The 23,142-nt window shown below is 58.0% G+C and carries 24 protein-coding genes and 1 tRNA gene; 14 read left to right on the top strand and 11 right to left on the bottom strand.

Going from position 1 to position 23,142, the window contains the following annotated elements:
• Positions 1-8: 8 nt before the first annotated feature.
• Positions 9-1,442, bottom strand: coding sequence for a restriction endonuclease subunit S (locus L2D14_02910; protein ID WNK00384.1), 1,434 nt, complete (start codon positions 1,440-1,442; stop codon positions 9-11).
• Entirely contained in the window at positions 1,442-4,201 is a 2,760-nt protein-coding gene (locus tag L2D14_02905) for a DEAD/DEAH box helicase family protein (GenBank protein WNK00383.1), read from the bottom strand. Before L2D14_02905 ends, L2D14_02910 begins: the two co-directional genes overlap by 1 nt.
• Before the next feature lie 926 nt (positions 4,202-5,127).
• Here L2D14_02905 and L2D14_02900 point away from each other — a divergent pair.
• Positions 5,128-6,180 carry a site-specific integrase gene (locus L2D14_02900; GenBank protein WNK00382.1) on the top strand — a complete coding sequence of 351 codons (1,053 nt, stop codon included), beginning with the start codon at positions 5,128-5,130 and terminating at the stop codon, positions 6,178-6,180.
• A gap of 6 nt (positions 6,181-6,186) precedes the next feature.
• Here the strand turns inward: L2D14_02900 and L2D14_02895 are convergent.
• Positions 6,187-6,262 (bottom strand) — tRNA-Ala (locus tag L2D14_02895).
• Positions 6,263-6,470: 208 nt separating this feature from the next.
• Between L2D14_02895 and L2D14_02890 the strand changes: the two genes are divergently transcribed.
• From L2D14_02890 to L2D14_02875, 4 genes are all read left to right on the top strand, one after another.
• Positions 6,471-6,770, top strand: coding sequence for a YggT family protein (locus L2D14_02890; protein WNK00381.1), 300 nt, complete (start codon positions 6,471-6,473; stop codon positions 6,768-6,770).
• The gene (locus tag L2D14_02885; protein WNK00380.1) at positions 6,736-7,098 is read left to right on the top strand and encodes a DUF167 domain-containing protein; all 363 of its coding nucleotides are present in this window, start codon (positions 6,736-6,738) and stop codon (positions 7,096-7,098) included. Before L2D14_02890 ends, L2D14_02885 begins: the two co-directional genes overlap by 35 nt.
• A 13-nt stretch (positions 7,099-7,111) precedes the next feature.
• Positions 7,112-8,011, top strand: a complete 900-nt coding sequence (gene folD, locus L2D14_02880) for a bifunctional methylenetetrahydrofolate dehydrogenase/methenyltetrahydrofolate cyclohydrolase FolD (protein ID WNK00379.1) — start codon at positions 7,112-7,114, stop codon at positions 8,009-8,011.
• Between the two features lie 216 nt (positions 8,012-8,227).
• On the top strand, positions 8,228-9,085 hold the full coding sequence (locus tag L2D14_02875) for a DMT family transporter (GenBank protein WNK00378.1): 858 nt from the start codon (positions 8,228-8,230) through the stop codon (positions 9,083-9,085).
• On the opposite strand, the gene L2D14_02870 is transcribed toward L2D14_02875, so the two are convergent.
• Entirely contained in the window at positions 9,086-10,321 is a 1,236-nt protein-coding gene (locus tag L2D14_02870; protein ID WNK00377.1) for an MFS transporter, read from the bottom strand.
• A gap of 95 nt (positions 10,322-10,416) precedes the next feature.
• Between L2D14_02870 and rlmN the strand changes: the two genes are divergently transcribed.
• The 6 genes from rlmN (at position 10,417) to L2D14_02840 (ending at position 14,542) form a co-directional block, all read left to right on the top strand.
• Positions 10,417-11,532 (top strand): 23S rRNA (adenine(2503)-C(2))-methyltransferase RlmN, encoded by a 1,116-nt coding sequence (gene rlmN, locus L2D14_02865; GenBank protein ID WNK00376.1) that lies wholly within the window; start codon positions 10,417-10,419, stop codon positions 11,530-11,532.
• Positions 11,533-11,604: 72 nt separating this feature from the next.
• Positions 11,605-12,093 (top strand): hypothetical protein, encoded by a 489-nt coding sequence (locus tag L2D14_02860; protein WNK00375.1) that lies wholly within the window; start codon positions 11,605-11,607, stop codon positions 12,091-12,093.
• Positions 12,094-12,196: 103 nt separating this feature from the next.
• Positions 12,197-12,556: a DUF427 domain-containing protein gene (locus tag L2D14_02855; GenBank protein ID WNK00374.1), complete on the top strand. Its 360-nt coding sequence runs from the start codon at positions 12,197-12,199 to the stop codon at positions 12,554-12,556.
• Positions 12,557-12,641: 85 nt separating this feature from the next.
• Entirely contained in the window at positions 12,642-12,896 is a 255-nt protein-coding gene (locus L2D14_02850; protein WNK00373.1) for a hypothetical protein, read from the top strand.
• Between the two features lie 101 nt (positions 12,897-12,997).
• On the top strand, positions 12,998-14,209 hold the full coding sequence (locus L2D14_02845) for an argininosuccinate synthase (protein WNK00372.1): 1,212 nt from the start codon (positions 12,998-13,000) through the stop codon (positions 14,207-14,209).
• A 123-nt stretch (positions 14,210-14,332) separates the two neighbouring features.
• Positions 14,333-14,542 (top strand): hypothetical protein, encoded by a 210-nt coding sequence (locus tag L2D14_02840; protein WNK00371.1) that lies wholly within the window; start codon positions 14,333-14,335, stop codon positions 14,540-14,542.
• 24 nt (positions 14,543-14,566) lie between these two features.
• Here L2D14_02840 and L2D14_02835 read toward each other — a convergent pair whose 3' ends face one another.
• Positions 14,567-16,003 (bottom strand): ATP-binding protein, encoded by a 1,437-nt coding sequence (locus L2D14_02835; GenBank protein ID WNK00370.1) that lies wholly within the window; start codon positions 16,001-16,003, stop codon positions 14,567-14,569.
• 154 nt (positions 16,004-16,157) lie between these two features.
• Positions 16,158-16,754 carry a uracil-DNA glycosylase family protein gene (locus L2D14_02830; protein ID WNK00369.1) on the bottom strand — a complete coding sequence of 199 codons (597 nt, stop codon included), beginning with the start codon at positions 16,752-16,754 and terminating at the stop codon, positions 16,158-16,160.
• 51 nt (positions 16,755-16,805) lie between these two features.
• Between L2D14_02830 and L2D14_02825 the strand changes: the two genes are divergently transcribed.
• Complete coding sequence (locus L2D14_02825; protein WNK00368.1) at positions 16,806-17,660, top strand: glucosaminidase domain-containing protein; 855 nt, start codon at positions 16,806-16,808, stop codon at positions 17,658-17,660.
• Here the strand turns inward: L2D14_02825 and cobB are convergent.
• A complete protein-coding gene (gene cobB / locus L2D14_02820) occupies positions 17,657-18,382 on the bottom strand; it encodes an NAD-dependent protein deacylase (GenBank protein ID WNK00367.1) in 726 nt (241 codons plus the stop codon). The genes L2D14_02825 and cobB overlap by 4 nt on opposite strands.
• A 65-nt stretch (positions 18,383-18,447) precedes the next feature.
• On the opposite strand from cobB, the gene L2D14_02815 reads away from it, so the two are divergent.
• Positions 18,448-18,960 (top strand): low molecular weight protein-tyrosine-phosphatase, encoded by a 513-nt coding sequence (locus tag L2D14_02815; GenBank protein ID WNK00366.1) that lies wholly within the window; start codon positions 18,448-18,450, stop codon positions 18,958-18,960.
• A gap of 22 nt (positions 18,961-18,982) precedes the next feature.
• On the top strand, positions 18,983-19,636 hold the full coding sequence (locus L2D14_02810; GenBank protein ID WNK00365.1) for an HAD family hydrolase: 654 nt from the start codon (positions 18,983-18,985) through the stop codon (positions 19,634-19,636).
• On the opposite strand, the gene thpR is transcribed toward L2D14_02810, so the two are convergent.
• The 4 genes from thpR to L2D14_02790 form a co-directional block, all read right to left on the bottom strand.
• On the bottom strand, positions 19,628-20,161 hold the full coding sequence (thpR, locus tag L2D14_02805; GenBank protein ID WNK00364.1) for an RNA 2',3'-cyclic phosphodiesterase: 534 nt from the start codon (positions 20,159-20,161) through the stop codon (positions 19,628-19,630). The genes L2D14_02810 and thpR overlap by 9 nt on opposite strands.
• 6 nt (positions 20,162-20,167) lie before the next feature.
• Positions 20,168-21,208, bottom strand: coding sequence for an aldo/keto reductase (locus L2D14_02800; protein ID WNK00363.1), 1,041 nt, complete (start codon positions 21,206-21,208; stop codon positions 20,168-20,170).
• A gap of 100 nt (positions 21,209-21,308) precedes the next feature.
• Positions 21,309-22,421: an FIST N-terminal domain-containing protein gene (locus tag L2D14_02795; GenBank protein WNK00362.1), complete on the bottom strand. Its 1,113-nt coding sequence runs from the start codon at positions 22,419-22,421 to the stop codon at positions 21,309-21,311.
• A complete protein-coding gene (locus L2D14_02790) occupies positions 22,422-23,081 on the bottom strand; it encodes an arylesterase (protein ID WNK00361.1) in 660 nt (219 codons plus the stop codon).
• Positions 23,082-23,142: the final 61 nt, after the last annotated feature.

Here is a 23,142-nt window from a genome sequence, read left to right as displayed (position 1 = left end):
GGACCTTCCTACGTGCGAGCTGCGCCGCGCGCACCCTCTTCTTTGATGCGTGCAAGCAGTTCTGCGGCGGGTTCGTCGTTTGGGTCTTGCGGAACGAGACAGCCCGCAAAGGCGTCTTTCAGGATGGATTGGCGTAACGCGTTGGAGCGCTTTAGCTCAGCTTGGCACCAAGTTTCGAGAGCATCATTTTGCGAGGTTTTTTCAGCAACGATATCTACGATCCGGGCTTGTTCCTCCGTTGAAGGAATTGGAACCAAGAATTGAGAAAGCTCACCAAGAGTAACCGTTTTTTGAGCGACGCCTCTCGCAACTTGGTGTGCGTGTTTTAGTGATTGCGGGGAGTTGAGAACAAGCACCAAGAAATCAGGATTCATGACCCCGTTTAGGGGTTTGATATGTGCAATGTGTCTTTGGAAAACAAATGGACGATCATCCACTACATGCAGCGCAATGCCATATGAACCAACTGCCGTATATAAAATGTCGCCTTTCTCGGGCATGCAATTCCGGGTCAGCTCAGCATATGTCTCTATGGAAACCCACTTGTTGACCGAAGACCAATCTATCCGGCCTTTTTTTACGTTCGCGATCACGATGAACGGGATACCAGAATCGGCGAACTCTGGAGACTGGTGTGTACCATCAGTGACTTTATGAGACACCATTTGAAGCGATGCCGTCGCCCATCCATCAGGCGTGACAATATAATTATTATTTGGCTCGGCGGGGTCCTTGTATTTGCCCCGGCCTGACCATTGTTCGCGGCGGGTTTCCAGAATGCGGGCGAGCAGATCGCGACCATGTTCCAGCCGGTCAGCGTTCTCAGCGCGCCAATCGGCGGTAAGCTGGCCGGTAACGGCCGCCTTCAGGACGGACTGGCGATATCGCGCGAGAAGTTTCTGCACTTCGCGCAGCGCTTCCTCTCCCTTGTCCAGACGCGCGAACAGCGTCTCGATCTTCTCAACGATGCGGCGCTGCTCGACTCGCGGTGCGACTGGAAACGGAAAATCCTTAAGCGTCGACGCTTTAACTCGCATTAGTGAGCCGCCAACGCCAGAGACGTTTTGCGCCAAATAGTCTCTTACGGAATGTTGGCGGAGAAAATAGCAAAGATATTCTGGTTCATATGCATCAGAAGGCGGGAATACTATCCATTCAGTGGAGGCTATCTGTCGATAACCGGCAGCCTCTCCGACAACCCACGATCTGTTAATCCGAGGATTAATTTTACAAAGGAGCACACTCAGAGGCGTAACGGCCTGTTTGGATGAGCCTATTTCTGATCCAAGTGTGCTCTCGGGCATTCCTATGTCATAGCTTGGCACTGAGTATAATTCGAAAACCTCGTCTGGAGATTTGGCAGGGTTGATCGAACTTCCCCGAGTTTGCGTAAATTTATCAAGTGAGGTGATGCTCCATCCATTTGGCAGATTGACATCCATCACGCCACCAACGCCCCCTGCAGATCATCCAGCATGTCGTTCAAGTTCGGCCCCAATACCTTGCGCGCCTGCAGGATGCCGCCCCGGTCGGCGAGGCTCGGTACATCCTGAAAATCACCCGGCGCGATTTCCGCATTGGCAGCAATAAAGGACGCGATGTCACGAAGCCAGCCCTCCTGTTCCTTTGAGTATACCCGGCCAGCTTTTTTTTCGCGCCCCATCCACAGGTTGAAGCGCTGCTCGACGACCGCCCCGAAAGGTTCAAGGACGTCCGCCTGGCCCAGCGCGAAGCGGACAAGACTGACAACCTCCGTCAGTTGCTCATCAACCGGTGCGCCGCGCACCTTGGCAGCATCAAGCCGCTTGTAGGCCTGCCAGACCGTCGCCGTTGTCAGATGCGGGGGGCGTTCCGTCATGACAGTGACCAGCTCCCTGATCTCGGCATAGGTCAACTTCTGCCGTCCCTGCGGCTGGTTATAAAGAATCTGCAATGCCGTCAGTTCGTCGCGGTTGTCTTCGATAAACTTTTTGAAGCTGGTGACCGTGGCTTCGGCCTGCTTCTTGTCGAAGCCCGCGCCCGTGACCTCGTCCGTGGTGATTTCGTCGATCACGATGTCGGTTTTCTGCTTGATGTCTTTTAGCAGATTGCGCGCGTCCGGGTCATCGAAGGAGCGGCAGGCGGTTTCCGTCATCTCGTCGATGACCTGCTGTTCCTCCGTTTGCGTCGGCATTATATACTTGGCCCGGATGGCCGCTTCCTGTTTGTCCGGGTCGATGGCGTCCAGCAGATCGTTGGCCAGATCGCGCGGTGTCTTGCCGCCTGTCACCTCGGCAATACGGGCACGGTCTTCGTCGGCCAAATTACGGTCCAGCACGGCAAGCCGCGCGGCAAGGGACGACAGCGCATCCTCGTCCCGCCTGCCCATGGCGATCTGATCGATCAGCGCATTGAAGCTGACGGATTTTTTGCGCTCAAGCGGCTGGCTGGCGTTCTTTTTGGTCTCCGACACCCCGACCGCATCAATTAAAATGAACCGGGTCTTTGTTTTTGCATCCGGCGTGACGCTTTGAAGATCGGCATCGGGGATGGTGCGGACACCGCGCCCCTTCATCTGCTCGTAATAGCCTTCGGATTTAACGTCACGCATGAAGATCAGCACTTCGACCGGCTTGATGTCGGTCCCCGTTGCGATCATGTCGACGGTCACGGCAATGCGCGGGAACGGGTCAACACGGAAGGCCTTGATCATCTGTTTCGGCTTCTCGCCCGTGTTGCGGTACGTGATCTTCTTGGCGAAGTCGTTACCCTCGCCAAAGACTTCTCGGACGGCGGTGACGATCTCTTCGGCATGGTTGTCATCCTTGGCGAAGATCAGTGTCTTGGGCAGCCATTCGCCCGTGCGTTCGGGGAACAGTTCGGTAAAGACCCTGTCCTTGTACGTCTGCAGCACGGTTCTGATCTGGTTGGGATTGACGACGGATCGGTCCAGTTCCTTGGCGGTATATTCCAGATCGGCATCAAGCGTTTCATAGCGAACCTTGCGGGTGCGCTTGTCACGCACCGGCACCTGGAAACCTGCCTCCTCGGTTTCAACCTTGCCGCCCTGTTCGGTCACACGGGTGCGGATTCGATAGACTTCGTAGCCGACGTTGACGCCATCGGCGACGGAGCGTTCATACGGATATTCGGCCACAAGGTTCTGATTGAAGAACCCCAGCGTATGCTTTGACGGGGTCGCCGTCAGGCCGATGATCGACGCATCGAAGTATTCCAGCACCTGTCGCCATAGTCCGTAAATGGACCGGTGGCATTCGTCAGTGACGATGAAATCGAATGTCTCGATAGGGATTTCGGGATTATAGGCGAGCGGCGGTATTTCATCATCATCGCCCTGCCATTTCTCGAAGCCGGAGATTTCTTCGTCTTCCTCGGGCAAGTCCTGGCCCCGTAGCATCGAATACAGGCGCTGGATCGTCGTAATCACGATCTTGGCGTCAGGATCGATTCGCCGCACATGCAGGTGCTGCACAATGTAGGTATCGCTGAAGCGGTTTGCCGTGCCGGGCGGCTGAAATGCCTGAAATTCGCGCAACGTTTGATCGCCCAGATTGTTGCGGTCGACCAGAAAAAGTATGCGTTTGGCATCGGCGTTCTTGATCAGCCGATAACAGAACGTGCACGCGGTGAATGTCTTCCCCGCACCCGTCGCCATTTGAATCAAAGAGCGTGGTTTGTCGGCAGCGAGTGATTTTTCAAGGTCGGTGATTGCATCGACCTGACAATCGCGAAGGCCGCGCTCGTCTAAATCGGGCATTTCCGTGAGCTTGGCCCTTAAGGATTTGTCCTGTTTCAACCAGGCAAGAAGCGTTTCCGGCCTGTGAAATGCAAAGACGCGACGCGAACGCGGATTTGGATCGCGCATGTCACGGAATAACGTCTCCGTGCCGGTCGCTTCATAGTCGAAAATCAGGCTATCGGCCCACCGCGCCAGATGATCTGGCAGCTTGCTCATATATTTTTCGGACTGATCCGATACACCGCTTAGGGTGACGCCCTCTTTTTTCGCTTCGATGACGCCTGCCGCCTTGCCATCGACGAACAAAAGATAATCGCATGGGCCACTCGGTAACGAGAATTCGCGCACGGCCACGCCCAACGCGGCATTACGGTTGAACTTATCCATATCCTGGATATCCCAACCCGCAGCATCAAGCTGAGCGTCGATAACCTCCCGCGCCTTATCCTCCGGCGTTGGCATTGAGCCCCCTCGTCTTTAAAGACGGGACAACCTTAAGGGGTTGTTTGGGCGAGTGTCTATCCGATTAATATTTCGCTTTTTAAGCTTACGTATTCCGATTCGCTCCACCTTAAGCTTAAGGGGCGTCACTGTTTCCTAAGCTTAAGCTTAAGGCTCGGTCTACAGATCGGTAAAACTATGGGCCATCCTGCGGGAAAGGCTCGCGTGTCTGGTTAAGGCTCAATCATGTGTATCAAAGAAACTCATCATTCTGACATTTTCCTGCACCCATACGTATACCTGCGAGACGCCCCCATTCAGTTCCGTATACGCGAATCGCCGTATACGGAAATCAGCCCCCGAACACACTCAAACGACCACCATTCCCGTATACGTATACGGGACCGCGACAACCGGTCCTGAGATGTGCTCCGTATACGGCAAGAATTATTGCAGACGGTTTCGCGTTAGCGCGGTTCGAGGTTTGGCATGAAAGGTGGAGCAAATGACAGGTTTGTTAAAAAAGTTTCCTTTAAAGGGAAAATCCCAAAACGAAATAAAATTGCTCTTTGCCTTTAAAGGGACCGGATTCCTTTAAAGGAATATTTCCCTTTAAAGGCATTCGACCCGGCAATGCCATTTCGCTTAGACCATTCGCGAACCCAAGGGTTTCCTAAAGCATCCACTGCTTAAGGAACGATTCGAGCAGATACGGGATTTGTACGTTTGAAAGTTGAGACGACCCTGCCACCCAGACGATACCTCGCCCGCGATGAGGCGGCGGCGTGGCTGGGTGTGTCCGTCGATACCTTCAACACGCTCGACATCCCCTTTTGCGATTTCGGCCCCCGAACAAAACGCTGGGACGTTGTGGACATCGTTCAGTACGCCAACGATACTAAACGGTGCGACAGCGCCCGAACCTCGGATTTGAGGAGACGGCAAATATGCGACTCTACAAACGCAAGAACTCGTCCCAATGGTGGGCGACATGGAACCAGGACGGAAAGCGACATCGCCGAAGTACTGGGACTGACGACCGGAAGCTAGCCGAAGCGCTGGTTTCCAAATGGGTACAGGAAGATTTTCTGGAAGATCATTTCGGGAAGAAACCCGAACTTCCGTTTTCCGAAGCCCTGTTACGATACGCCAAGGCAAAGAAACGGGATAACACGAAGAACTTCATGGCCAAGACACGATACAGAATCCGGTATCTGGCGAAACGGTTCGAAGGATGGAACGTTTCCGACTTCACGTACCGCAACGTACAGGCATTTGTCGACGAACGGTTAGAGTCCGTCTCGTCCGCCATGTGCCTTGCCGATCTGGCCATCGTCCGTGCCGCCATCAACATGGCACGGCGGGAAGAACGAACGGACTTCGTGCCGAACTTTCCGAGGCTGAAACCGTCCAAGCCCCGCAACCGCTGGCTGACGTTTGAGGAGGAAGAACGCCTCGTCATGGCAGCCGCATCGCACTTGAAGCCTTTGATCCGTTTTGCCGTCGATACCGGCGGCAGACGGGGTGAGCTTTTGGGGCTGGACTGGCGCAACGTCGATCTGGCGTCACGGCGGGTCACGTTCATGGAAACCAAGAACGGCGAAGACCGCTCTGTAAGGCTCTGTGAACGCGCTTACCGGACCCTGCTGGCCCTTGGCCCCAAGGAAAGCGGCCCCGTGTTCACGTGGGGCGGCAGGGCCGTCAAGGACATGCGGTCATCGTTTGCCAAAGCCTGCGAACGGGCGGGAATAGAAAACTTCCGCTTTCACGATCTCCGGCACACGTTTGCATCGCGTCTGGTGCAGGGCGGCGTGCCGCTCTACGAGGTGATGAACCTCACCGGGCACAAGTCGCTGTCGATGGTGCAGCGATATGCCCACCTGGCCCCCGAATTTCAGGAGGCCGCTATCCGCGTACTCGATCAGCGCCAGAATTCATTTGGGCACATTTCGGGCACAGTGGAAAATTCTCCACCGTTGAAAATGGCTGTAAGTCATTGAAAAGATTGGTGGAGCCGAGGGGAATCGAACCCCTGACCTTCGCATTGCGAACGCGACGCTCTCCCAACTGAGCTACGGCCCCGCACCAAGTTCCCCGGCGGGTCATAGCCTCGCCGACGGGCGCGGAATATGCGGCGCGGCGCCTATTTCTGTCAAGACGCTATGCGACATCCGGCGATCTCTACTCCGAGCACGCACCGGGCGGCTGGACGCTTGCGCCATCCGGAACAGGCAATTACCTTTAGCGTCGTTTCTGGCGGGCATTGCCCCGCCCATCGGAGAGAAAGTACATGGACGTCATCATCGGCCCGGCCCTTGCCCTCATTTATCACCTGATCGAGCTCTATACCTGGGTGCTGATCATCGGCGTCATCATGAGCTGGCTGATCGCCTTCAACGTCATCAACTTGTCGAATCAGTTCGTTCGTTTGATCTATGATGTCGTGACGCGTCTGACGGAACCGCTTCTGGGCCCGATCCGCCGCTTCCTGCCGGACCTCGGCGGCGTCGATATTTCGCCGGTGATCCTGATCTTGCTGTTGTGGTTCGCCAAGGATGTCGTATACCGCCTCGCGCTCCGCATTGGCTGACGCCACCTCGCCTTTCCAGCCCACCCCGCGCGGCCTTCAGGTCCGCCTGCGCGTCACGCCCAAGGCTTCACGTGACGCCATTGGCAGCGTGGTCGCCGACGGACAAGGAAAAGGCGCACTCAAGATTGCCGTCACCGCCGTTCCCGAGAAAGGTAACGCCAATGCTTCGGTTATCAAACTTCTGGCGAAAGCATGGCGGCTCAGAAAGTCGGACCTTGAAATCGTGCAGGGCGCGACGGACCGCAACAAGACACTGCTGATTGCCGGCGACGGCGACGAACTTATGCAGCGGCTCGTCCCGCTGCTGCACGGTATCGAAAAAAGTTGAGGGGAATTTACACATGAGCGACGCCACCATCATTGACGGCAAGGCCTTCGCCGCCGGCCTGCGCCAGCAGGTTGCCAAGGAAGTCGCGGTCTTGACCGCCGGCCATGGCATCAAGCCCTGCCTGACCGTCATTCTGGTCGGTGAAGACCCGGCTAGTCAGGTCTATGTCCGCAATAAGGGCACACAGACCGAAGAAGCGGGGATGACGTCGGTCACGCATCGCCTCGATGCCGCGACACCCGAAACCGAGCTTTTAACGCTGATCGAAAAACTGAACGCCGATCCCGGCTGCAACGGCATTCTGGTACAACTGCCGCTGCCGGACCACATCGACGAAAGCAAGGTCCTGGCGACGATCGACCCGGACAAGGACGTCGACGGGTTTCACGTCATCAACGTCGGCCGCTTATGGACCGGCCAGGAAACCCTGGTGCCATGCACGCCATACGGCTGCCTGCTGATGTTGAGGGATCACTTCAAAGGCAAGCTGTCCGGTAAGCGCGCCCTTGTATTGGGCCGTTCCAACATCGTCGGCAAACCGATGGCCGCTCTTTTGCTGGCCGAAAGCTGCACCGTGTCCATTGCCCATTCCCGGACCGAGGATCTTGCGGCACGTTGCCGCGAAGCCGATATTCTGGTCGCCGCCGTCGGCCGTCCGGAAATGGTACAGGGTGACTGGATCAAACCTGGCGCCGTCGTCATCGATGTCGGTATCAACCGCGTACCGGCGCCGGAAAAGGGCGAAGGCAATACCAAGCTGGTCGGCGATGTCGATTTCGCCGCGGCCGCCACGGCGGCATCCGCGATCACGCCGGTACCCGGCGGGGTCGGGCCGATGACGATTGCATGTCTGCTCAGGAACACCCTCGTCGCCGCATGCCGCCAGAACGGCATCGATGCGCCGGACATTTAAAAGACCCCGCGAACTTTACCAGTTCAGATAAAAGCCTATACTGAATCCGCCTATCCAAGTGCGGCTAGGGTTCCGTTGCGCACATGTTGAATGCGCCAAGCCTGGACCGAGCGCCGTCATGAGCCGTGTACGGCAGACACCCGAGGACGAAAATTCTAGAGGGGTTGGAGAGGCGTGCTGTTGCATGCCTTTTAACAACCAACTGCGGGAACCCCTATGACCGTCACTGCATTCCTTCTTGTCCTTGCCGCCGCCTTTTGCCACGCCACCTGGAATTTTTTCGTCAAACGCCTGAACGGCGGTGCCGAGTTGGCGTGGATGTTTGCCGTCGTCTCCAGCATCATTTACATGCCGGTGGCGATTTTCGTCTTCGTCATGGAAAAACCCACCTTCGGGTGGCTCGAGTTGGGCTTCGTCGTCGGCAGCGCGATCATTCACCTTGGATACTTCCTGCTGTTGCAGGCCGGCTACCGCAGCGGCGACCTGTCGCTGGTCTATCCGACGGCGCGCGCCACCGGCCCCCTGCTTTCGGTATCCATGGCCGTCCTGATTCTGGGCGAAGCCATCTCAGTACAACTGGCCGTCGGCGCCGTTATTATCATTATCGGCGTTGTCAGTCTGACCGGCGGCTTTTCCAAACGCCCGGACAACTTTCGCACATCTCTGCTGTTCGGGATCGGGTCGGGCACGTTCATCGGTTGCTATACGGTCTGGGACGCGCACGCCGTGTCGACGATCATGATTTCACCGCTGGTGCTGGAAATCACCGGGCTGATCTGCCGCGCGCTGTTTCTGGCACCGATCGGTCTGCGCCGACTACAGACCGTCAGAACCTTCTGGAAAGAACAGAAACTGGCGATCTTCGTCGTCGCCGCGATCAGCCCGTTGGCGTATATTCTGGTGCTGTATGCGATGACCCTCACCCCCGTTGTCTATGTCGCCCCGTTGCGCGAAAGCAGCGTCTTACTGACGGTGCTCATGGGCAGCATCTTGCTGCACGAAGGCGATCTGAAGCGCCGCCTCGGCTGGGCCGTTGTGATTGTGACGGGTGTGGCGTTGCTGGCGACCGGGTAACTAGCGGCGTCCGCCCGCGAGTTTGCTGCTGGCCGGGTCCGCGCGCAACAAAGCCATGGCGACGACACCGAGTGCCGGGCCGATGGCGAGCGGGGCCATCGCCCATTGCCAGCCGAAGTGTCCCGCAAATACCGGCAAGGCGTGGATCGTCAGAAGCGTCAGGGAAAATCCGATGCAGGTCTGCACCGTCAGCATGGTGCCGACGTAGCGGGGGTCGGCGAGCTCAATCACACAGGACGAAAACTGCGCCGAATCGGCGACCACCGTCGCCCCCCAGACAAGGCACAACGCGACCATCGCCAACGGGATACCGCCGAACAGAAATCCCGCGCTTGCGGCACACAGTCCGCTGATCGTCATGGCGCCGATTGTCAGTGTCGTTCGCCCCATCCGGTCGGCGAACAATCCGCCCACCATCGACCCGCCACCCCCTGCGGCAATAACCAGGAACGTCGCCGCACCGGCCCAGAACACCGGCTCGGGCAAGCCGCTCTCGGTAAAGCTGGCGCTCAGGTAAAACCCGATCCAGCCCCACATGGCATACAGCTCCCACATGTGCCCGAAGTACCCGAGATTGGCGAGACGCAGCGGGCGATTGCGCCAGGCATCCAGCATGGCTGCCGGATTGAACGGTGCCGCCGGGGCCAGCCCCGGCCCCGGGGTGCTTTGCAATATCAGCAGCGCCGCCAGCACCGCTGCCATGGAGGCCGCGGCAATGGTGAAGTGCCAGTCGACGCCGCCGGCGACGTTGAACAGATACGGCAATGCCGAACCCAGTGTCAGCGCGCCCACCAGAAGCCCGACCAAAAATCCCGTATCGTTCCTGTGATCGCGCCGGGCCCAGGATGACGCGAGCTTCATCCCGACCGGATATACTCCGGCCATGCAGACACCTGTCAGAAACCGCAGCACGATCACCGAAAACGATGACGGATCCAGAAACAGAATACCCGCATTGAACACGGCAGCGGCGAGTGCGGACAGCGCAAACAGCCGGATCGGCGGCACGCGGTCCGCCAGCACCAGCACCGCGCTTAACAGCGTTCCGCCAACGAAGCCGATGGAAACGGCGCTGGTGTATAGGGATGCTTGCGTATCCGAAATGCCGGCCTCGAGCTTCAGGGCCGGGACCACGGCGCTGGCCGAAAACCAAAGCGACAACGCCAACACTTCGGCCAACGCCAACAGGATCAGCGCCTTCCCTTTCCCCGAACGCTCGTTCCCGGATACGGCCATAGTATGGCTTTAGAGCATTCCCCACCTGCCGCCAAGCCCGCGCCGCTCACCTGCCCCCTTGGCGCTGAGCCGATTTGGGTGTACACCCCGCGCCCATGAGCACACTGATAAACACGCCTGACGATCCCCGCACCGAACTGGTCGGGTTGAGCCGCGACGAACTGGCGGACGAATTGACGCGCCTTGGCGAGAAACCGTTCCGTGCCAAGCAGCTGTGGCACTGGATCTATCATCAGGGTGCAACCGATTTCGCTGAAATGACGACGCTGTCCAAGGACTTTCGCGCCAAGATCGCCGAGACCCACAAGGTGACACGGCCCGGCATTGCAACCGAACAGACGTCAAGCGACGGAACGCGGAAATGGCTGTTCAGGCTTGCCGACGGCAAAGAAGTCGAAACCGTCCACATTCCCGAGGAAGACCGCGGCGCGGTCTGCGTCTCGAGCCAGGTCGGCTGCACGCTGGCCTGCAAGTTCTGCCACACCGGTACGCAACCGATGGTGCGCAACCTGACGGCGGGCGAGATCGTCGGTCAGTTCATGGCCGCGCGCGACAGCTATGGCGAATGGCCGTCGCCCAGCGACGGCAGCCGCCAGCTTTCGAACATCGTCATGATGGGCATGGGTGAACCGCTGTTCAATTACGAGAACGTGGCCAAGGCCCTGACCATCGTCATGGACGGTGACGGCATCGCGCTTTCCAAGCGCCGTATCACGCTATCGACATCCGGCATCGTACCGGAGATCGAGCGCTGCGGCGCTGAACTTGGCGTGAACCTCGCGATCAGCCTGCATGCCGTGCGCGATGACCTGCGCGACGAGCTGGTGCCGATCAACAAGAAGTGGCCGATTGCCGAACTGCTGGATGCCTGCCGCCGTTATCCGACCTCGTCGAATGCCCGGCGCATCACGTTCGAATATGTCATGCTGGCGGGCGTCAACGACAGCGATGCAGACGCCCATGAACTGGTCCGACTGGTCCGGGGCATTCCGGCAAAAATCAATCTGATCCCGTTCAACCCTTGGCCAGGGACGGTTTACGAATGCTCGTCCAACAACCGCATTCACAAATTTGCGCAAATCGTCAACGATGCGGGCTATTCCTCGCCTGTCCGCACGCCGCGCGGCCGCGATATCATGGCCGCATGCGGACAGTTGAAATCGGCCTCCGAGCGGGCGCGAAAATTTTCAGATCGCGCTGAAACCGCCTGAACCGGAATTTTGGCCCCGCTCTTGCTTCTCTTTTCTCAAATTCCAGGGGAGAGACAGAGGAGCTAAGATCCCATGTTCGACAATTCAGACAATGTAAATGCCTATGGCGCAACCTCCATGCCGGCGATGAGCGGCAGCAAGAAGGCCCCGATCGATCAGGAGCCTGCCTGGAAAAGCGATTTCCGGCGCACACTCGATGATATCCGCGACAAGGGTTTCGGCGCCTATGCCGATGAAATCCACGCCAAGAAAATGGAAGAACTGCGCGAGAAAATCCTAGCCTCCATGGGGCTTACAGAGGGTGATCTTGAAAACATGTCGCCTGAGCAGCGCAACAAAATCGAAAAGATGATTGCGTTGGAAATTCAGCAACGCCTCGCCGCCGAGGGGACGCTTGATGACGATAAAAACAGTAAAGCAAGTCCGGCCGACGGCCTGGCCGACGAGGTCCGTGCCGCACCGAACGGTCTCGGCGCCGGCGTTTTGCTGATGCAGGAACTCGACAATTCTCATGAGCCCGACCGCAAAAATGAGGCTGAAAAGGAAGAATCGACCGGGTAATTTCTGCCGCCTCTTAGGCAATTTACATACGCAATTTTTGAATATTTCAAGGATTCGGCGTATGTCTTGTGGGTCATAAGCTGTTTTGAAGTCGAAATCGCCCTTGCCTCACAGAAGCCCGAAAAATATCGCCATTAACGTCACCATCAGCCCGGCGCCTGTCTCCGTTCATTTCGGAGGCACCCTGCTGGCGGAAAGCTCTGCGCCCGTCGTTTTGCACGAACCGGGATATCCGCCGCGGTATTATTTTCCGCGCCTGGACGTTAAAATGGCGCTTTTGCAGCCCTCTGATAAAACGACCATTTGCCCGCACAAGGGCAAGGCCGAGTACTTCCACCTCAAGACGGGTAATACAGGCGCTGAAAATATCGCATGGTCCTATCCGGCACCACTTCTCGGTGTCGCCGAAATCAGCGGCTACATCGCGTTTTACGATATCGGTTCCGAAATCACCATTTCCTGAGCAAAATACCTTCCCTGCAACTTAAGCTTTTCTAAACAGTGCCCGGTCTTCAATAGCTTATCTTTCAGAGCGAAGGAGAAGTCCCGTGTTACTGGATCCCATGACGTTCGAAGCCCTGGTTGAGGGCCTGTGCGGAAGCGACAAGGCCGCCAAGGCTGCAATGTCCGGCATACCGGCGTTACCCGACGACGAACCGCTTTCCCTAATCGCGCCTGAGCGCGAACAAATACTGCTGTCGTTCGGCCTGACCGAGCGTGATCTCGATTACATGGGCGACGCGCAGCGGCAGATGGTCGACGAGGTCATCGACCGGGTGATGGCTGTCTACGCGTTCGCCTGATAGTGGGTTTTCCTTTTCCGCCCCGATCCGCCTTTACGAAGCGGACGGGATCAATATACTGCGCGCGCTTCACCACATTCAGATTTTGAAAGCGCACACGCATGAGCAACGACGTCAAAAAAGTAGTCCTCGCATACTCGGGCGGTCTCGATACCTCGGTCATCCTGAAATGGCTCAAGGACACCTATAATTGCGAAGTCGTCACCTTCACCGCCGACCTCGGCCAGGGTGAAGAGGTCGAACCGGCGCGCAAGAAAGCCGAAATGCTCGGCATCAAGGAAATCTATGTCGAAGACCTGCGCGAGGAATTCGTCCGCGATTACGTGTTCCCGATGTTTCGCTCCGGTGCGCTCTATGAAGGGACGTACCTGCTCGGTACCTCCATTGCACGGCCGCTGATTGCCAAACGCCAGATCGAAATTGCACGTGAAACCGGTGCCGACGCCGTCTCGCACGGCGCAACTGGCAAAGGCAATGACCAGGTCCGTTTCGAGCTTGGCTATTATGCGCTGGAGCCCAATATAAAAATCATCGCGCCGTGGCGCGAATGGGATCTGACGAGCCGCACAAAGCTGATCGAATATGCTGAGCAAAATCAGATTCCGGTTCCCAAGGACAAGCGCGGCGAAGCGCCTTTCAGCCAGGACGCCAACCTTCTGCATATTTCGTCGGAAGGTAAAATCCTCGAGGATCCTTGGATTGAGCCGGATTACGATCATATCTTGTCGCGCATGGTGACGCCGATGGCGGCGCCGGATAAGCCGGAAGAAATTACCATCGATTTCGAGCGTGGCGATCCCATTGCCATCAACGGTGAAAAGATGAGCCCGGCAACCTTGTTGACCAAGCTCAATGAGATGGGTGGGCGCAACGGCGTCGGCTGCATCGACATCGTCGAAAACCGCTTTATCGGCATGAAGTCCCGCGGCGTTTATGAAACACCCGGCGGCACGGTGCTGTTCCATGCGCACCGCGCCATGGAAAGCATCACCCTTGAGAAGGGCGCCATGCACACCAAGGACGAGATAATGCCGCGTTATGCGGAACTGCTGTATAACGGCTTCTGGTTCGCCCCCGAGCGCGAAATGCTGCAGGCCGCCATCGACAAGGCGTCCGAACGCGTTACCGGGACCGTGCGGCTCAAGCTCTATAAGGGCAACGTCATCATCACCGGACGCAAGTCGCCGAATTCACTGTATGACGAGGCGATGGTGACCTTCGAGGAAGACGACGTCTATGACCAGCGCGATGCGCAGGGCTTTATCCGCCTGAATGCGTTGCGTCTGCGTCTACTCGGCCGCAAGCAATCTTAATACATCCCACGACGCTCACAGCGCCTAAATAGCCCGGTATTCCGGGCTATTTAGCGTTATAAGTTGACCGATGAACCTATTTTCTTCATGGTGGCGTTAACCATATGAATAAGGGGGGCGGATATGGCTGCTCTGAAAGTTGTGCTCTATTTTTTATCGGGATTCTCTGTCATTGGCGGCGCTGTCTGCGTCGGTATTTTCTTTCACAACGGATCTATACAAGCCCTAGGCAGCGGCGCCATGCTGCTCTGCTTCGGCATCGCCGGCATTCTGGTCTCGATCTTTTTCGAACCGATCCTTCGTGCGCTTCGCGACCAGCGCGCCCGGGGCTAAGCCCCGACACACCATGACAGCGGCCTAATCGTGGAATGATTTCAGCGTAGGATCGCGTTCGATCCAGTACGTATAAAGCGCGACCGGCGCCAACGTCAGGTCAACGCCTTTCATAACCGCCGTTCGTGCAACGCTTCCTGTCAGCACATATGTCGTCGCTTTCGGATTATTCTCGCGCACGAAGCTGACCATCTGATCGGGCCGTGTGTCGGTCCGAACATAAGTGTTCTGCCAGTCGAGATCGTAAACATGGTCCGGCTGGCCGGTCTCCGGATGAAGCGTCAAAAGATCGACGGAGCCACCGCGCCAGCTCGCATAATAGAGGTTTTCAATCGCTGCCGAGCCGAGCCACTGCGATATCAGCGCCGTTTCGGCAAGACGCTGGAAGAACTGGTCCGATGGTGGCACCGGCGCAAACAGCGCCGCATACAGTGACGGACTGGTCAGATAAACCTTGAAGAAAACCTGGCGCTGAAACTTCTTGGCGTCGCGGTCGACCCGGTTGATGCGGCGGATTAGAAACGCCTGCTCCAGATAATCGAGATACTTCCTGAGCGTGTTCTTGGCGATCCCGGTTGCCTTGGCAAGGTCATCCATCGACACTTCACGTGCTGTATTGAAGGCCAATAGCCCGAACAAGCGGTTCAGTTCCTGCGGGTCGTTAACCCCGGCAAGGGACGCGAGATCCTTATGCAGCACGCGGTCGGCAACGCCGTCACGTATGAATGCCGGTGCCGGAACGCCATCCTTGCCGCTCAATATCCCCTCAAGGAAGCCGCCGAAATTGACGTAGCGGTGAAATTCCTGATTCAGCGCCGGCAACCCGTTCGGCGCCAGCGCCATGCCGCCTTTTTGCGGGTCACTGGCGGTCGCAGCGAAAAGCTTTTCCTCGGTTCCGCGAAACCGCAGAAACTCCAGAAACGTCAGTGGCGGCAGGACGAAAATCTCCATCTTCCCATCCATGACTTCGGTGCCGCTGACGATGGAGGGGGCTGCGGATGAAACGGTGCCGACAATCTTGGCGCGCGGGCGCATTTTGGCCAGTGTCAGGAGCTGCTTTTCCCAATCCCGAGCGTACTGCACCTCGTCGAAGAAGACATAGATTTCCGCATCCGGTCCGTGCCGGTAGCGGCGGCAGAACATTTCGAACAGGATCGCAAGATCGGCAGCCGTGTAACTAGGCGTGGTCAGCGAGCAATACAGAATACTGGTCGGCTTCACGCCTTTTTCGACAAGCTGCGCCACCATCTGGCGCATCATGACGGTTTTACCGGCCCTGAGCGGCCCTGCAAGGACAACCACCTTGCCGGTACCGGCGTTCACAACACGGTCATAAAATGCAGGGAAAAAAGCCCGTTTCGGCGGGTTTTTAAAGGCGACACGGGTCGAGTCCTTGAATTCCCACCAGGGATTATCAAAGGCCAACCGGTGGAACAAGTCGTTGTCGGTAATGGTATGCATGAATCCCCGTTTCATACCTGCCGACGGTTACACTCAGGAACCCCGTTGGTTCGGGGCCGCACCATACAAAGATGGTCAATTATATGATCTTATATTCTTAGATCGAAGGAATGACCTTATTTCCAATGCCTGTCAAGAACTTCCGGCCAAACCCCTAGAAAATCAACACCTTAACGCGTCGGCGAATTTCCGGCACCAATTCCTCTTCAAACCAGGGGTTTTTCCTGGCCCAAGCGGTTGTCCGCCAGCTTGGATGCGGCATCGGGAGGACATCCGGCGCGTATTCCCGCCAGGCGCGAACCGTTTCCGTCATGGTCCGCTTGCGCTTGTCGCCCAGGCAGAAGGCCTGCGCATGCATGCCAACAAGCAAAGTTAATTGAACAGCCTTAAGATGTTTCCGCAACGGTCCGTGCCAGGCCGGTGCGCATTCAGGGCGTGGCGGCAGGTCGCCGCCCTTGGGGTCGCGGCCCGGATAGCAGAACCCGGTCGGCATGATGGCGATTTTCGATGTGTCATAGAATCTATCCACATCGAGTGCCAGCCAGCCGCGCAACCGCTCGCCGGAGGGATCATCCCAGGGAACCCCCGTCTCATGGACTTTGGTGCCGGGGGCCTGGCCGATAATCAGAATTTTTGCCGTTTCGCTGATCCTGACCACGGGACGCGGCCCGAGCGGCAGATGATCACGGCAAATGTCGCACGCCCGAACCCGTGTCAGCAATGTGTCCAGATTTTCCGCAGGTTGTGTCATGATAATTCTATACCATATGCCAAAGGTGTCGAATAACCCGTAAATTGGATCATGCGCGCACACTCTGAACCAAGGCCTCACCCCAGGACATATGCGGTCCTCGCCGTTCTCGGCGCCGCAGCCGTTGCCTTTGCGCTCTATATACCCGGCGATACAAGACAGCCCAACGAGGAACGGGAAATAGCAACCCTGCCGCCGCTTCTGGCGACGGAAATCCATAGCGGTCTCGTTTACGCCCTTGATGATGTTGCATTGCGCAAGGCTGTCCCGGCACTGTTCATCGATACCCTCGACGTCAATCTGGATCGCATCCGTGACATCGACCAGAAGAAAGCGACGTTCTTTCGCATCATGTTGCCGCATATCGCCCGTGAAAATGACCGCATTCGCGATGAACGCGCAAAAATTACAGCGGCCCCCGACAAGGCCCCTGCAAAGCTTTTCGAAAAGTACGGCGTCGACAGCGGTGACGTGAAAGAACTGCTGCGACGCGTTGATGTGGTGCCGGCATCACTGGTCCTGGCACAGGCGGCCTTGGAAAGTGGTTGGGGCACATCGAGATTCGCGCGACATGGCAACAACTTTTTCGGCATGCGCACCTACAACAAGGACGCCAAAGGTATGGATCCAAAAGCCGCCGAAGGCTTCAAGGTCATGACCTTCAAGAACATTGCCGCCAGTGTCCGCGCCTACATGAAAAATCTGAACACACATAACGCCTATGCGAAGTTCCGCCGGGCTCGTGCCGACCAGCGCGCCAAGGGCCAACCGCCGAGCGGCCGTACAATGACGAATTTCCTGACCGCGTATTCCGAAATCCCGGAAAAATACGGCGCCCGCCTGCGTGGCATGATGGAGCGCAACAACCTCGACCGTTTCGACGGCGTCCGCATCGCCCGCGACTAAACCGCCTTCAGCAGACGGTCCACATAGGCCGGCACGATCTCGGCGGCCAAGCCGTATTTCTTTTCCGCAAACGACGTGGCGCTGCTCGAAGGCTCCAGATTCAGCTCGACCGTATGCCCGTGCGCAAACTGCCGCACGATCTCGACGAAGCCCGCCGCTGGATAGACATTGCCTGACGTGCCGATTGAAATAAACAGCCCGGCCCGCGACAACGCCGCTTCAATACGGTCCATTTCCAACGGCATTTCACCAAACCAAACCACGTGCGGACGCAGGCAGCCCAGTTCGCCGCAGGTCGGGCAGGGCAGATCGACCGAAAGATCGTCCCGGCATTCGGCGATGTTGCCGCATCGTGTGCAGCGCGACTTCAACAGTTCACCATGCATATGAACGAGGTTCTTCGAGCCCGCCCGCTCATGCAGGTCATCGATGTTTTGCGTCACAACCAGCACCTCCCCGGGCCAGCCGGCTTCCAGACGTTGCAGTGCCATATGCGCCGCATTGGGCTGAACGTTTCTATTCAGAAGCGACCGGCGGCGCTCGTTGTAAAACGCGTGCACCCGGACCGGGTCACGGGTAAAGGCTTCGGGCGTTGCCACATCCTCGATCCGAACGGTCGACCAGATCCCGCCGGCATCGCGAAACGTGTCGAGGCCTGACTCCTTTGAAATGCCGGCACCGGTCAGAATAACGATCGCGGCCGATGCATCGACATCGTTCATTTTAGAAATCCTTTCAAGCCGCCTTGCTCATGGCGCCCGCCTTCATGATAATCCGGCGGTCCGCATTGCCAATCAATTCCATGGAAGCCATCACAATGATCCGTGTGCTTTTCGTCTGTCTCGGCAATATCTGCCGCTCACCCACCGCCGAGGGCGTGTTCCGCGATCTGGTTCGGCGTGAAGGTCTGAGCGATCGGATACAGACCGATTCCTGCGGCACCAGCGACTGGCACATCGGCGGCCCGCCGGATGAACGCGCGTGCGCAGAAGCCGAACGGCGTGGCATCGATCTGAGCGACCTTCGCGCCAGGCAGATTCATCCAGACGATTTCAACAATTTCCACTACGTGCTCGGCATGGATGATCAGAACATCACACGGCTTTTGGCACAGTGTCCGGAAACCGGCAAGGAACGGGTAAAACTGTTCTTGAGCTTCGCGCCCGAGGTCGGGCGATCCGATGTTCCCGATCCTTATTATGGCGGACCGGACGGCTTCGCTGACGTCTTCGATATGATCGACGCGGCATCGCGTGGCCTGCTCGCCGACATTCGCAAGAAACATCTGAATACCCTTTGAGGCCGGACAGGAAACCTAACCGATGCTGATCATCTTCGATTGCGACGGCGTGCTGGTGGACAGCGAGATCATCGCCAATCGGGTGCTGGCCGCACATCTCAGTCGGTATGGCTATCCACTGACCGCATCTGAATGCATCGCCAAGTTCGTCGGCCGCACAATCCCCGGCGTCATCAAAATGGTCGCCGAGGACGGCGTTGAGCTGCCGGATGATTTCGAGGCAACCTTGCGCGCAAGGGATAGTGAGGCTTTTGCCCGCGACCTCAAACCGACACCCGGCATGCAGGCCACACTGGAACGGCTGCATGGCACCCCCCGGTGCGTCGCATCTTCCGGCAGCCCGGAAAAAATCCATCGCAATCTGGAGACCACGGGATTGATCGGCTACCTGGACCCGTATCTGTTTTCAGCCTTGGATGTGAAACACCCGAAGCCGGCACCGGACCTGTTCCTGATGGCCGCCGAACGCATGAGCGCGGGCGTGGAAGACTGCATCGTGATTGAGGATACGCCGCTTGGCATCGAAGGGGCAAAGCGAGCCGGCATGCGGGCGCTGGGCTACATCGGCGGCGCACACCGCGTGCCATCTGATGAAAAAATATTGCGAAAGGCCGGTGCCGATATGGTGTTCGCCGACATGTTGCAACTGCCCCGACTGCTGTCCGCGTCAGCTTAGTAGATAATCCACCATCGGCTCGTACATCGCGCCTTCGCGGGCGAGGTGTGAGCGATAAAGCGTGAACCTGTCGACCGTAAACGATGGTGTGGCGAGGGCGTCATGCGCCTCGATCCACTGACCGACATCCTCGGCACGCGCTTGCTTGAGACGCGCCAGCGTAATGTGCGGCTTGTATTTCCGGGCTTCGCGCTCAAACCCCGCCTTGACGGCGGCGCTTTCTACCCTGCCATGCAGATAGCCCAGTGTCGTGTTGCCTTCGATCCCGGCCCAGATCGATTTGATGCGCGAGCCGCGCTCAAAATATCCGAGACCGTCGCATCTGAGTTCGAACGGCGGCATGTTGATATCCGACAATTCCGCATCCAGATCACTGGCCTGGGCACGGTCGGTTTCACCGCAAAAGAACAGGGTAATGTGCATGCCTTCGGGACGGACCCAGCGCGCACCGCGCACACCTGATGACGCCGCCATCAGGTGTTGGCGGATGTCGTCGGGTATGGGTATGGCAACAAACAGGCGCATGGCGGGTCACGGGGCCGGATTCGGAATGTCGGCATGGATGGTCTCGATCCCGGCCAGCACATCCGCGCTTAGCCGCAGATCTTCCGCACCGAGGTTGACCGCAAGCTGATCGACGTTGGTCGCGCCGATGATATTCGATGTCAGGAACGGCCTGGAGTTCACGAACGCCAATGCCATGACCGCGGGGTCGAGCCCGTGCTCGCGTGCCAGAGCGACATACCGGGCCGTGGCTTCGATGCCGCGCGGCTTGAAGTGACGCTTGAAATCGGGAAACAGCTTCAACCGGCTGCCTTCCGGCAAGGCGCCGTCGAGATACTTGCCCGTCAACGCCCCGAAGCCGAGGGGGGAGTAGGCGAACAGGCCGACGTCTTCGCGAACGGCGATTTCCGCCAGGCCGACCTCGAAGGTCCGGTTCAGCAAGTTGTACGGATTTTGAATTGCGGCAATCCGCGACGGCCGCACACCGGCCGCTTCAAGATGTTTCAAGACCCCCCACGGCGTTTCGTTGGAAACGCCGAAAGCGCGTATTTTGCCGGCGTCGATCTGCGCCTGCATGGCATCGACGACCTCGTCTATCGGTGTCCAGTCCGTATCCTCGGGGTCGTGTTCATAGCCGAGTTTGGCAAAAAAATTGGTCGCCCGTTCCGGCCAGTGGGTCTGGTAGAGATCGATATAATCAGTCCCAAGACGCTTCAGGCTGTTGTCCACTGCATCCGCAACCTGTTGCTTTGTAAATTTCAGATCGCCGCCCCGGATATGCTGAAACCGCCCGCCGGGCCCGGTGATTTTGGTGGCGACGATCATCTGCGCCCGGTTTCCCCGCGCCTTGATCCAGTTGCCGAGAATTTCCTCGCTCAGACCCTGTGTCTTGGGGTTGGCCGGAAATGCATACATTTCCGCACTGTCGTAAAAATTGACCCCGTGATCGGCGCACATATCCATCATGCGAAAGGCTTCCGCCTCGGTATTCTGCCCCCCGAAGGTCATGGTCCCCATGCAGATCCGGCTGACGGAAATTCCGGTACGTCCAAGTTCGTTGTATTGCATTTGGGAAACCTTTCAGGCGAGCACGGCGGCGTTTACGTCCGCAAATGTGGGGGGCAGGCCGGACGGGAGTCAAGGAGAGCGCGGTTGCTTTCCAGCGGCTTCAGCCAAAGCTCAGCAAAACGCCTGTATAGCCGTACAGCCGGTCGTTCGATATTTCACCGCCGGCATAAAATCCGATGACCGGCACGCCGCCGAGACCGGCCGAGATCATTTCGGCTTCCGCCGATTCGCTGCCGAACATGGCGGGGCCGCGCGCCACACACGAGATATATACTGCACCGCGGGCAGGACCCGGCAGCCGCTTTTTGACGTCGCTCAGCATGCGCTGCAGATCCTTTTGCGCACTTTGCGGATCGCGCCTGACGAACATTACCCTGTCACCCGGTGCGACCTCGGTCGCTACGCCCAATAAATTATTCTGAGCATCGATGGCCATCAGATTGCGGACCAGATAATCCGCATTGGCATCGGCGCCGGAGACCGGAAAAGCGACATGGACATAGCCCGCCACCCGTTGCAGGTCGCGTGCCAGCATTTCGCCGATATCTTCCTTGAACACCTCGAGCGCAGGTCGCCCGTCGATTTCAATGATGATGTTCCCTTCACCCGCCGTCACCTCGTGGCTCGGCCCAAGCGGGCTGCAGCCCTGGGTCAGACCGACCGTCACCGGCACGTCAGGCGAGAACAGCAGACCCGAAACACCCCCGGCGCCGAGATCCCCTGCGAGTTGATGCTGCACGGTTCTGGAGCATGTCAGCCCGCCGACGAGGTACGCGCCTGAGCGCTGGGCAAGTGTTTCAATCAGGTTCGCGAGACCCGGTGTCGTGCCGTCGGCATGGACCAGCGCGCATGTCGGGTTGACGGTTTCCGCCCAGCGTATCAACTCATCCGGCCAGCGGTCGGGGATTGGGGTGCGACCAATCATACGGTAAGCCTCGGAACCGATATCGAGGATCATCGCCGCCGCCGCCGGCCTGTCAAAGGCCGCGCGCGCATTGGCGATCACGCCGAGGCCGAGTGTGCCGACCCAGGTCTCGATTCCGGTCTTGGCCTTGAGCGTGGAGACGATGGCCGCAAAATCTTCGGCGTAGATATCCGTCAGATACAGCAGCCCGAGACCACCACCGAGACCGCCGCCGAGACCCGCCGCCAGTTCGCCGGCAACCGCCGCCGCATCCGGGGCCTCGCTGTAAGCAACCGGAAATTCAGTCATTCAGCTACGCCCCGCTGCTGCGGCCGCCTGCTCAAGCAACCGCTCGACATACGGCACGATGTTCTCGACGATCACATCGACGCCCCGCGCAGTGGGGTGTATGCCGTCGTCCTGGTTGAGTGACGGGTCACCAGCCACACCGGCCAGAAAGAACGGGTAAAGAATTATATCGTATGCCTTGTCGAGGCGCATAAAGATGGCATCGAATTCACTGGCGTATTCGTCACCCATATTTGGTGGTGCCTTCATGCCGGCGAGCAGTACAGGGATTTTCTTTTGCGCAAGTTCGTCCAGCATGGCCGCAAGATTTGCATAAGCCTTCTCCGGCTCCAGACCGCGCAGTGCATCGTTTGCCCCGAGCTCAAGAATAACCGCGCCAGGGTTGCTGCCGATGGCCCATGCCAGCCGTGCCCGGCCACCGGCCGTAGTGTCGCCGGAAACGCCGGCGTTTTCGACCGATACCTGATATCCCCTGGTCTTCAGTGCCGTTTCCAGTTTGACCGGAAAGGCGTCCTTGCCGGGCAACCCATAGCCGGCGGACAGGCTGTCGCCGATAACGACCAGGGCAAGCGCCCCATCGGCCCTGAGCGGGGCCGGCGAAAACAGGCCCGCCACGGCGAAACTGAGCAGGGTTGTTGCAATTGCGCGTCTAAGCCACATATCCAGTGAATGCCCTTGATTGGTCCTGATGGAACCGGTTTCGATGGGGTTGGTCCGATGA

This window comes from Thalassospiraceae bacterium LMO-JJ14 (assembly GCA_021555105.2).
In the GTDB taxonomy this organism is placed as follows: domain Bacteria; phylum Pseudomonadota; class Alphaproteobacteria; order Rhodospirillales; family Casp-alpha2; genus UBA4479.
The sequence above is the reverse complement of the archived record's forward strand: the minus strand, read 5'-3'. Positions and strand labels throughout refer to the sequence as shown.

Excerpts from the sequence above, each read along its gene's own strand:
- L2D14_02845 (WNK00372.1), top strand. The coding sequence starts at position 12,998 with ATGAGCAACGACGTCAAAAAAGTAGTCCTCGCATACTCGGGCGGTCTC.
- L2D14_02795 (WNK00362.1), bottom strand. The coding sequence starts at position 22,421 with ATGACTGAATTTCCGGTTGCTTACAGCGAGGCCCCGGATGCGGCGGCG.
- L2D14_02830 (WNK00369.1), bottom strand. The coding sequence starts at position 16,754 with ATGACACAACCTGCGGAAAATCTGGACACATTGCTGACACGGGTTCGG.
- folD (WNK00379.1), top strand. The coding sequence starts at position 7,112 with ATGAGCGACGCCACCATCATTGACGGCAAGGCCTTCGCCGCCGGCCTG.
- L2D14_02790 (WNK00361.1), bottom strand. The coding sequence starts at position 23,081 with ATGTGGCTTAGACGCGCAATTGCAACAACCCTGCTCAGTTTCGCCGTG.
- L2D14_02825 (WNK00368.1), top strand. The coding sequence starts at position 16,806 with ATGCGCGCACACTCTGAACCAAGGCCTCACCCCAGGACATATGCGGTC.
- L2D14_02905 (WNK00383.1), bottom strand. The coding sequence starts at position 4,201 with ATGCCAACGCCGGAGGATAAGGCGCGGGAGGTTATCGACGCTCAGCTT.
- L2D14_02835 (WNK00370.1), bottom strand. The coding sequence starts at position 16,003 with ATGCATACCATTACCGACAACGACTTGTTCCACCGGTTGGCCTTTGAT.
- L2D14_02890 (WNK00381.1), top strand. The coding sequence starts at position 6,471 with ATGGACGTCATCATCGGCCCGGCCCTTGCCCTCATTTATCACCTGATC.
- thpR (WNK00364.1), bottom strand. The coding sequence starts at position 20,161 with ATGCGCCTGTTTGTTGCCATACCCATACCCGACGACATCCGCCAACAC.
- L2D14_02900 (WNK00382.1), top strand. The coding sequence starts at position 5,128 with ATGCGACTCTACAAACGCAAGAACTCGTCCCAATGGTGGGCGACATGG.
- L2D14_02860 (WNK00375.1), top strand. The coding sequence starts at position 11,605 with ATGTTCGACAATTCAGACAATGTAAATGCCTATGGCGCAACCTCCATG.
- cobB (WNK00367.1), bottom strand. The coding sequence starts at position 18,382 with ATGAACGATGTCGATGCATCGGCCGCGATCGTTATTCTGACCGGTGCC.
- L2D14_02810 (WNK00365.1), top strand. The coding sequence starts at position 18,983 with ATGCTGATCATCTTCGATTGCGACGGCGTGCTGGTGGACAGCGAGATC.
- rlmN (WNK00376.1), top strand. The coding sequence starts at position 10,417 with ATGAGCACACTGATAAACACGCCTGACGATCCCCGCACCGAACTGGTC.
- L2D14_02870 (WNK00377.1), bottom strand. The coding sequence starts at position 10,321 with ATGGCCGTATCCGGGAACGAGCGTTCGGGGAAAGGGAAGGCGCTGATC.
- L2D14_02875 (WNK00378.1), top strand. The coding sequence starts at position 8,228 with ATGACCGTCACTGCATTCCTTCTTGTCCTTGCCGCCGCCTTTTGCCAC.
- L2D14_02800 (WNK00363.1), bottom strand. The coding sequence starts at position 21,208 with ATGCAATACAACGAACTTGGACGTACCGGAATTTCCGTCAGCCGGATC.
- L2D14_02840 (WNK00371.1), top strand. The coding sequence starts at position 14,333 with ATGGCTGCTCTGAAAGTTGTGCTCTATTTTTTATCGGGATTCTCTGTC.
- L2D14_02885 (WNK00380.1), top strand. The coding sequence starts at position 6,736 with ATGTCGTATACCGCCTCGCGCTCCGCATTGGCTGACGCCACCTCGCCT.
- L2D14_02910 (WNK00384.1), bottom strand. The coding sequence starts at position 1,442 with ATGGATGTCAATCTGCCAAATGGATGGAGCATCACCTCACTTGATAAA.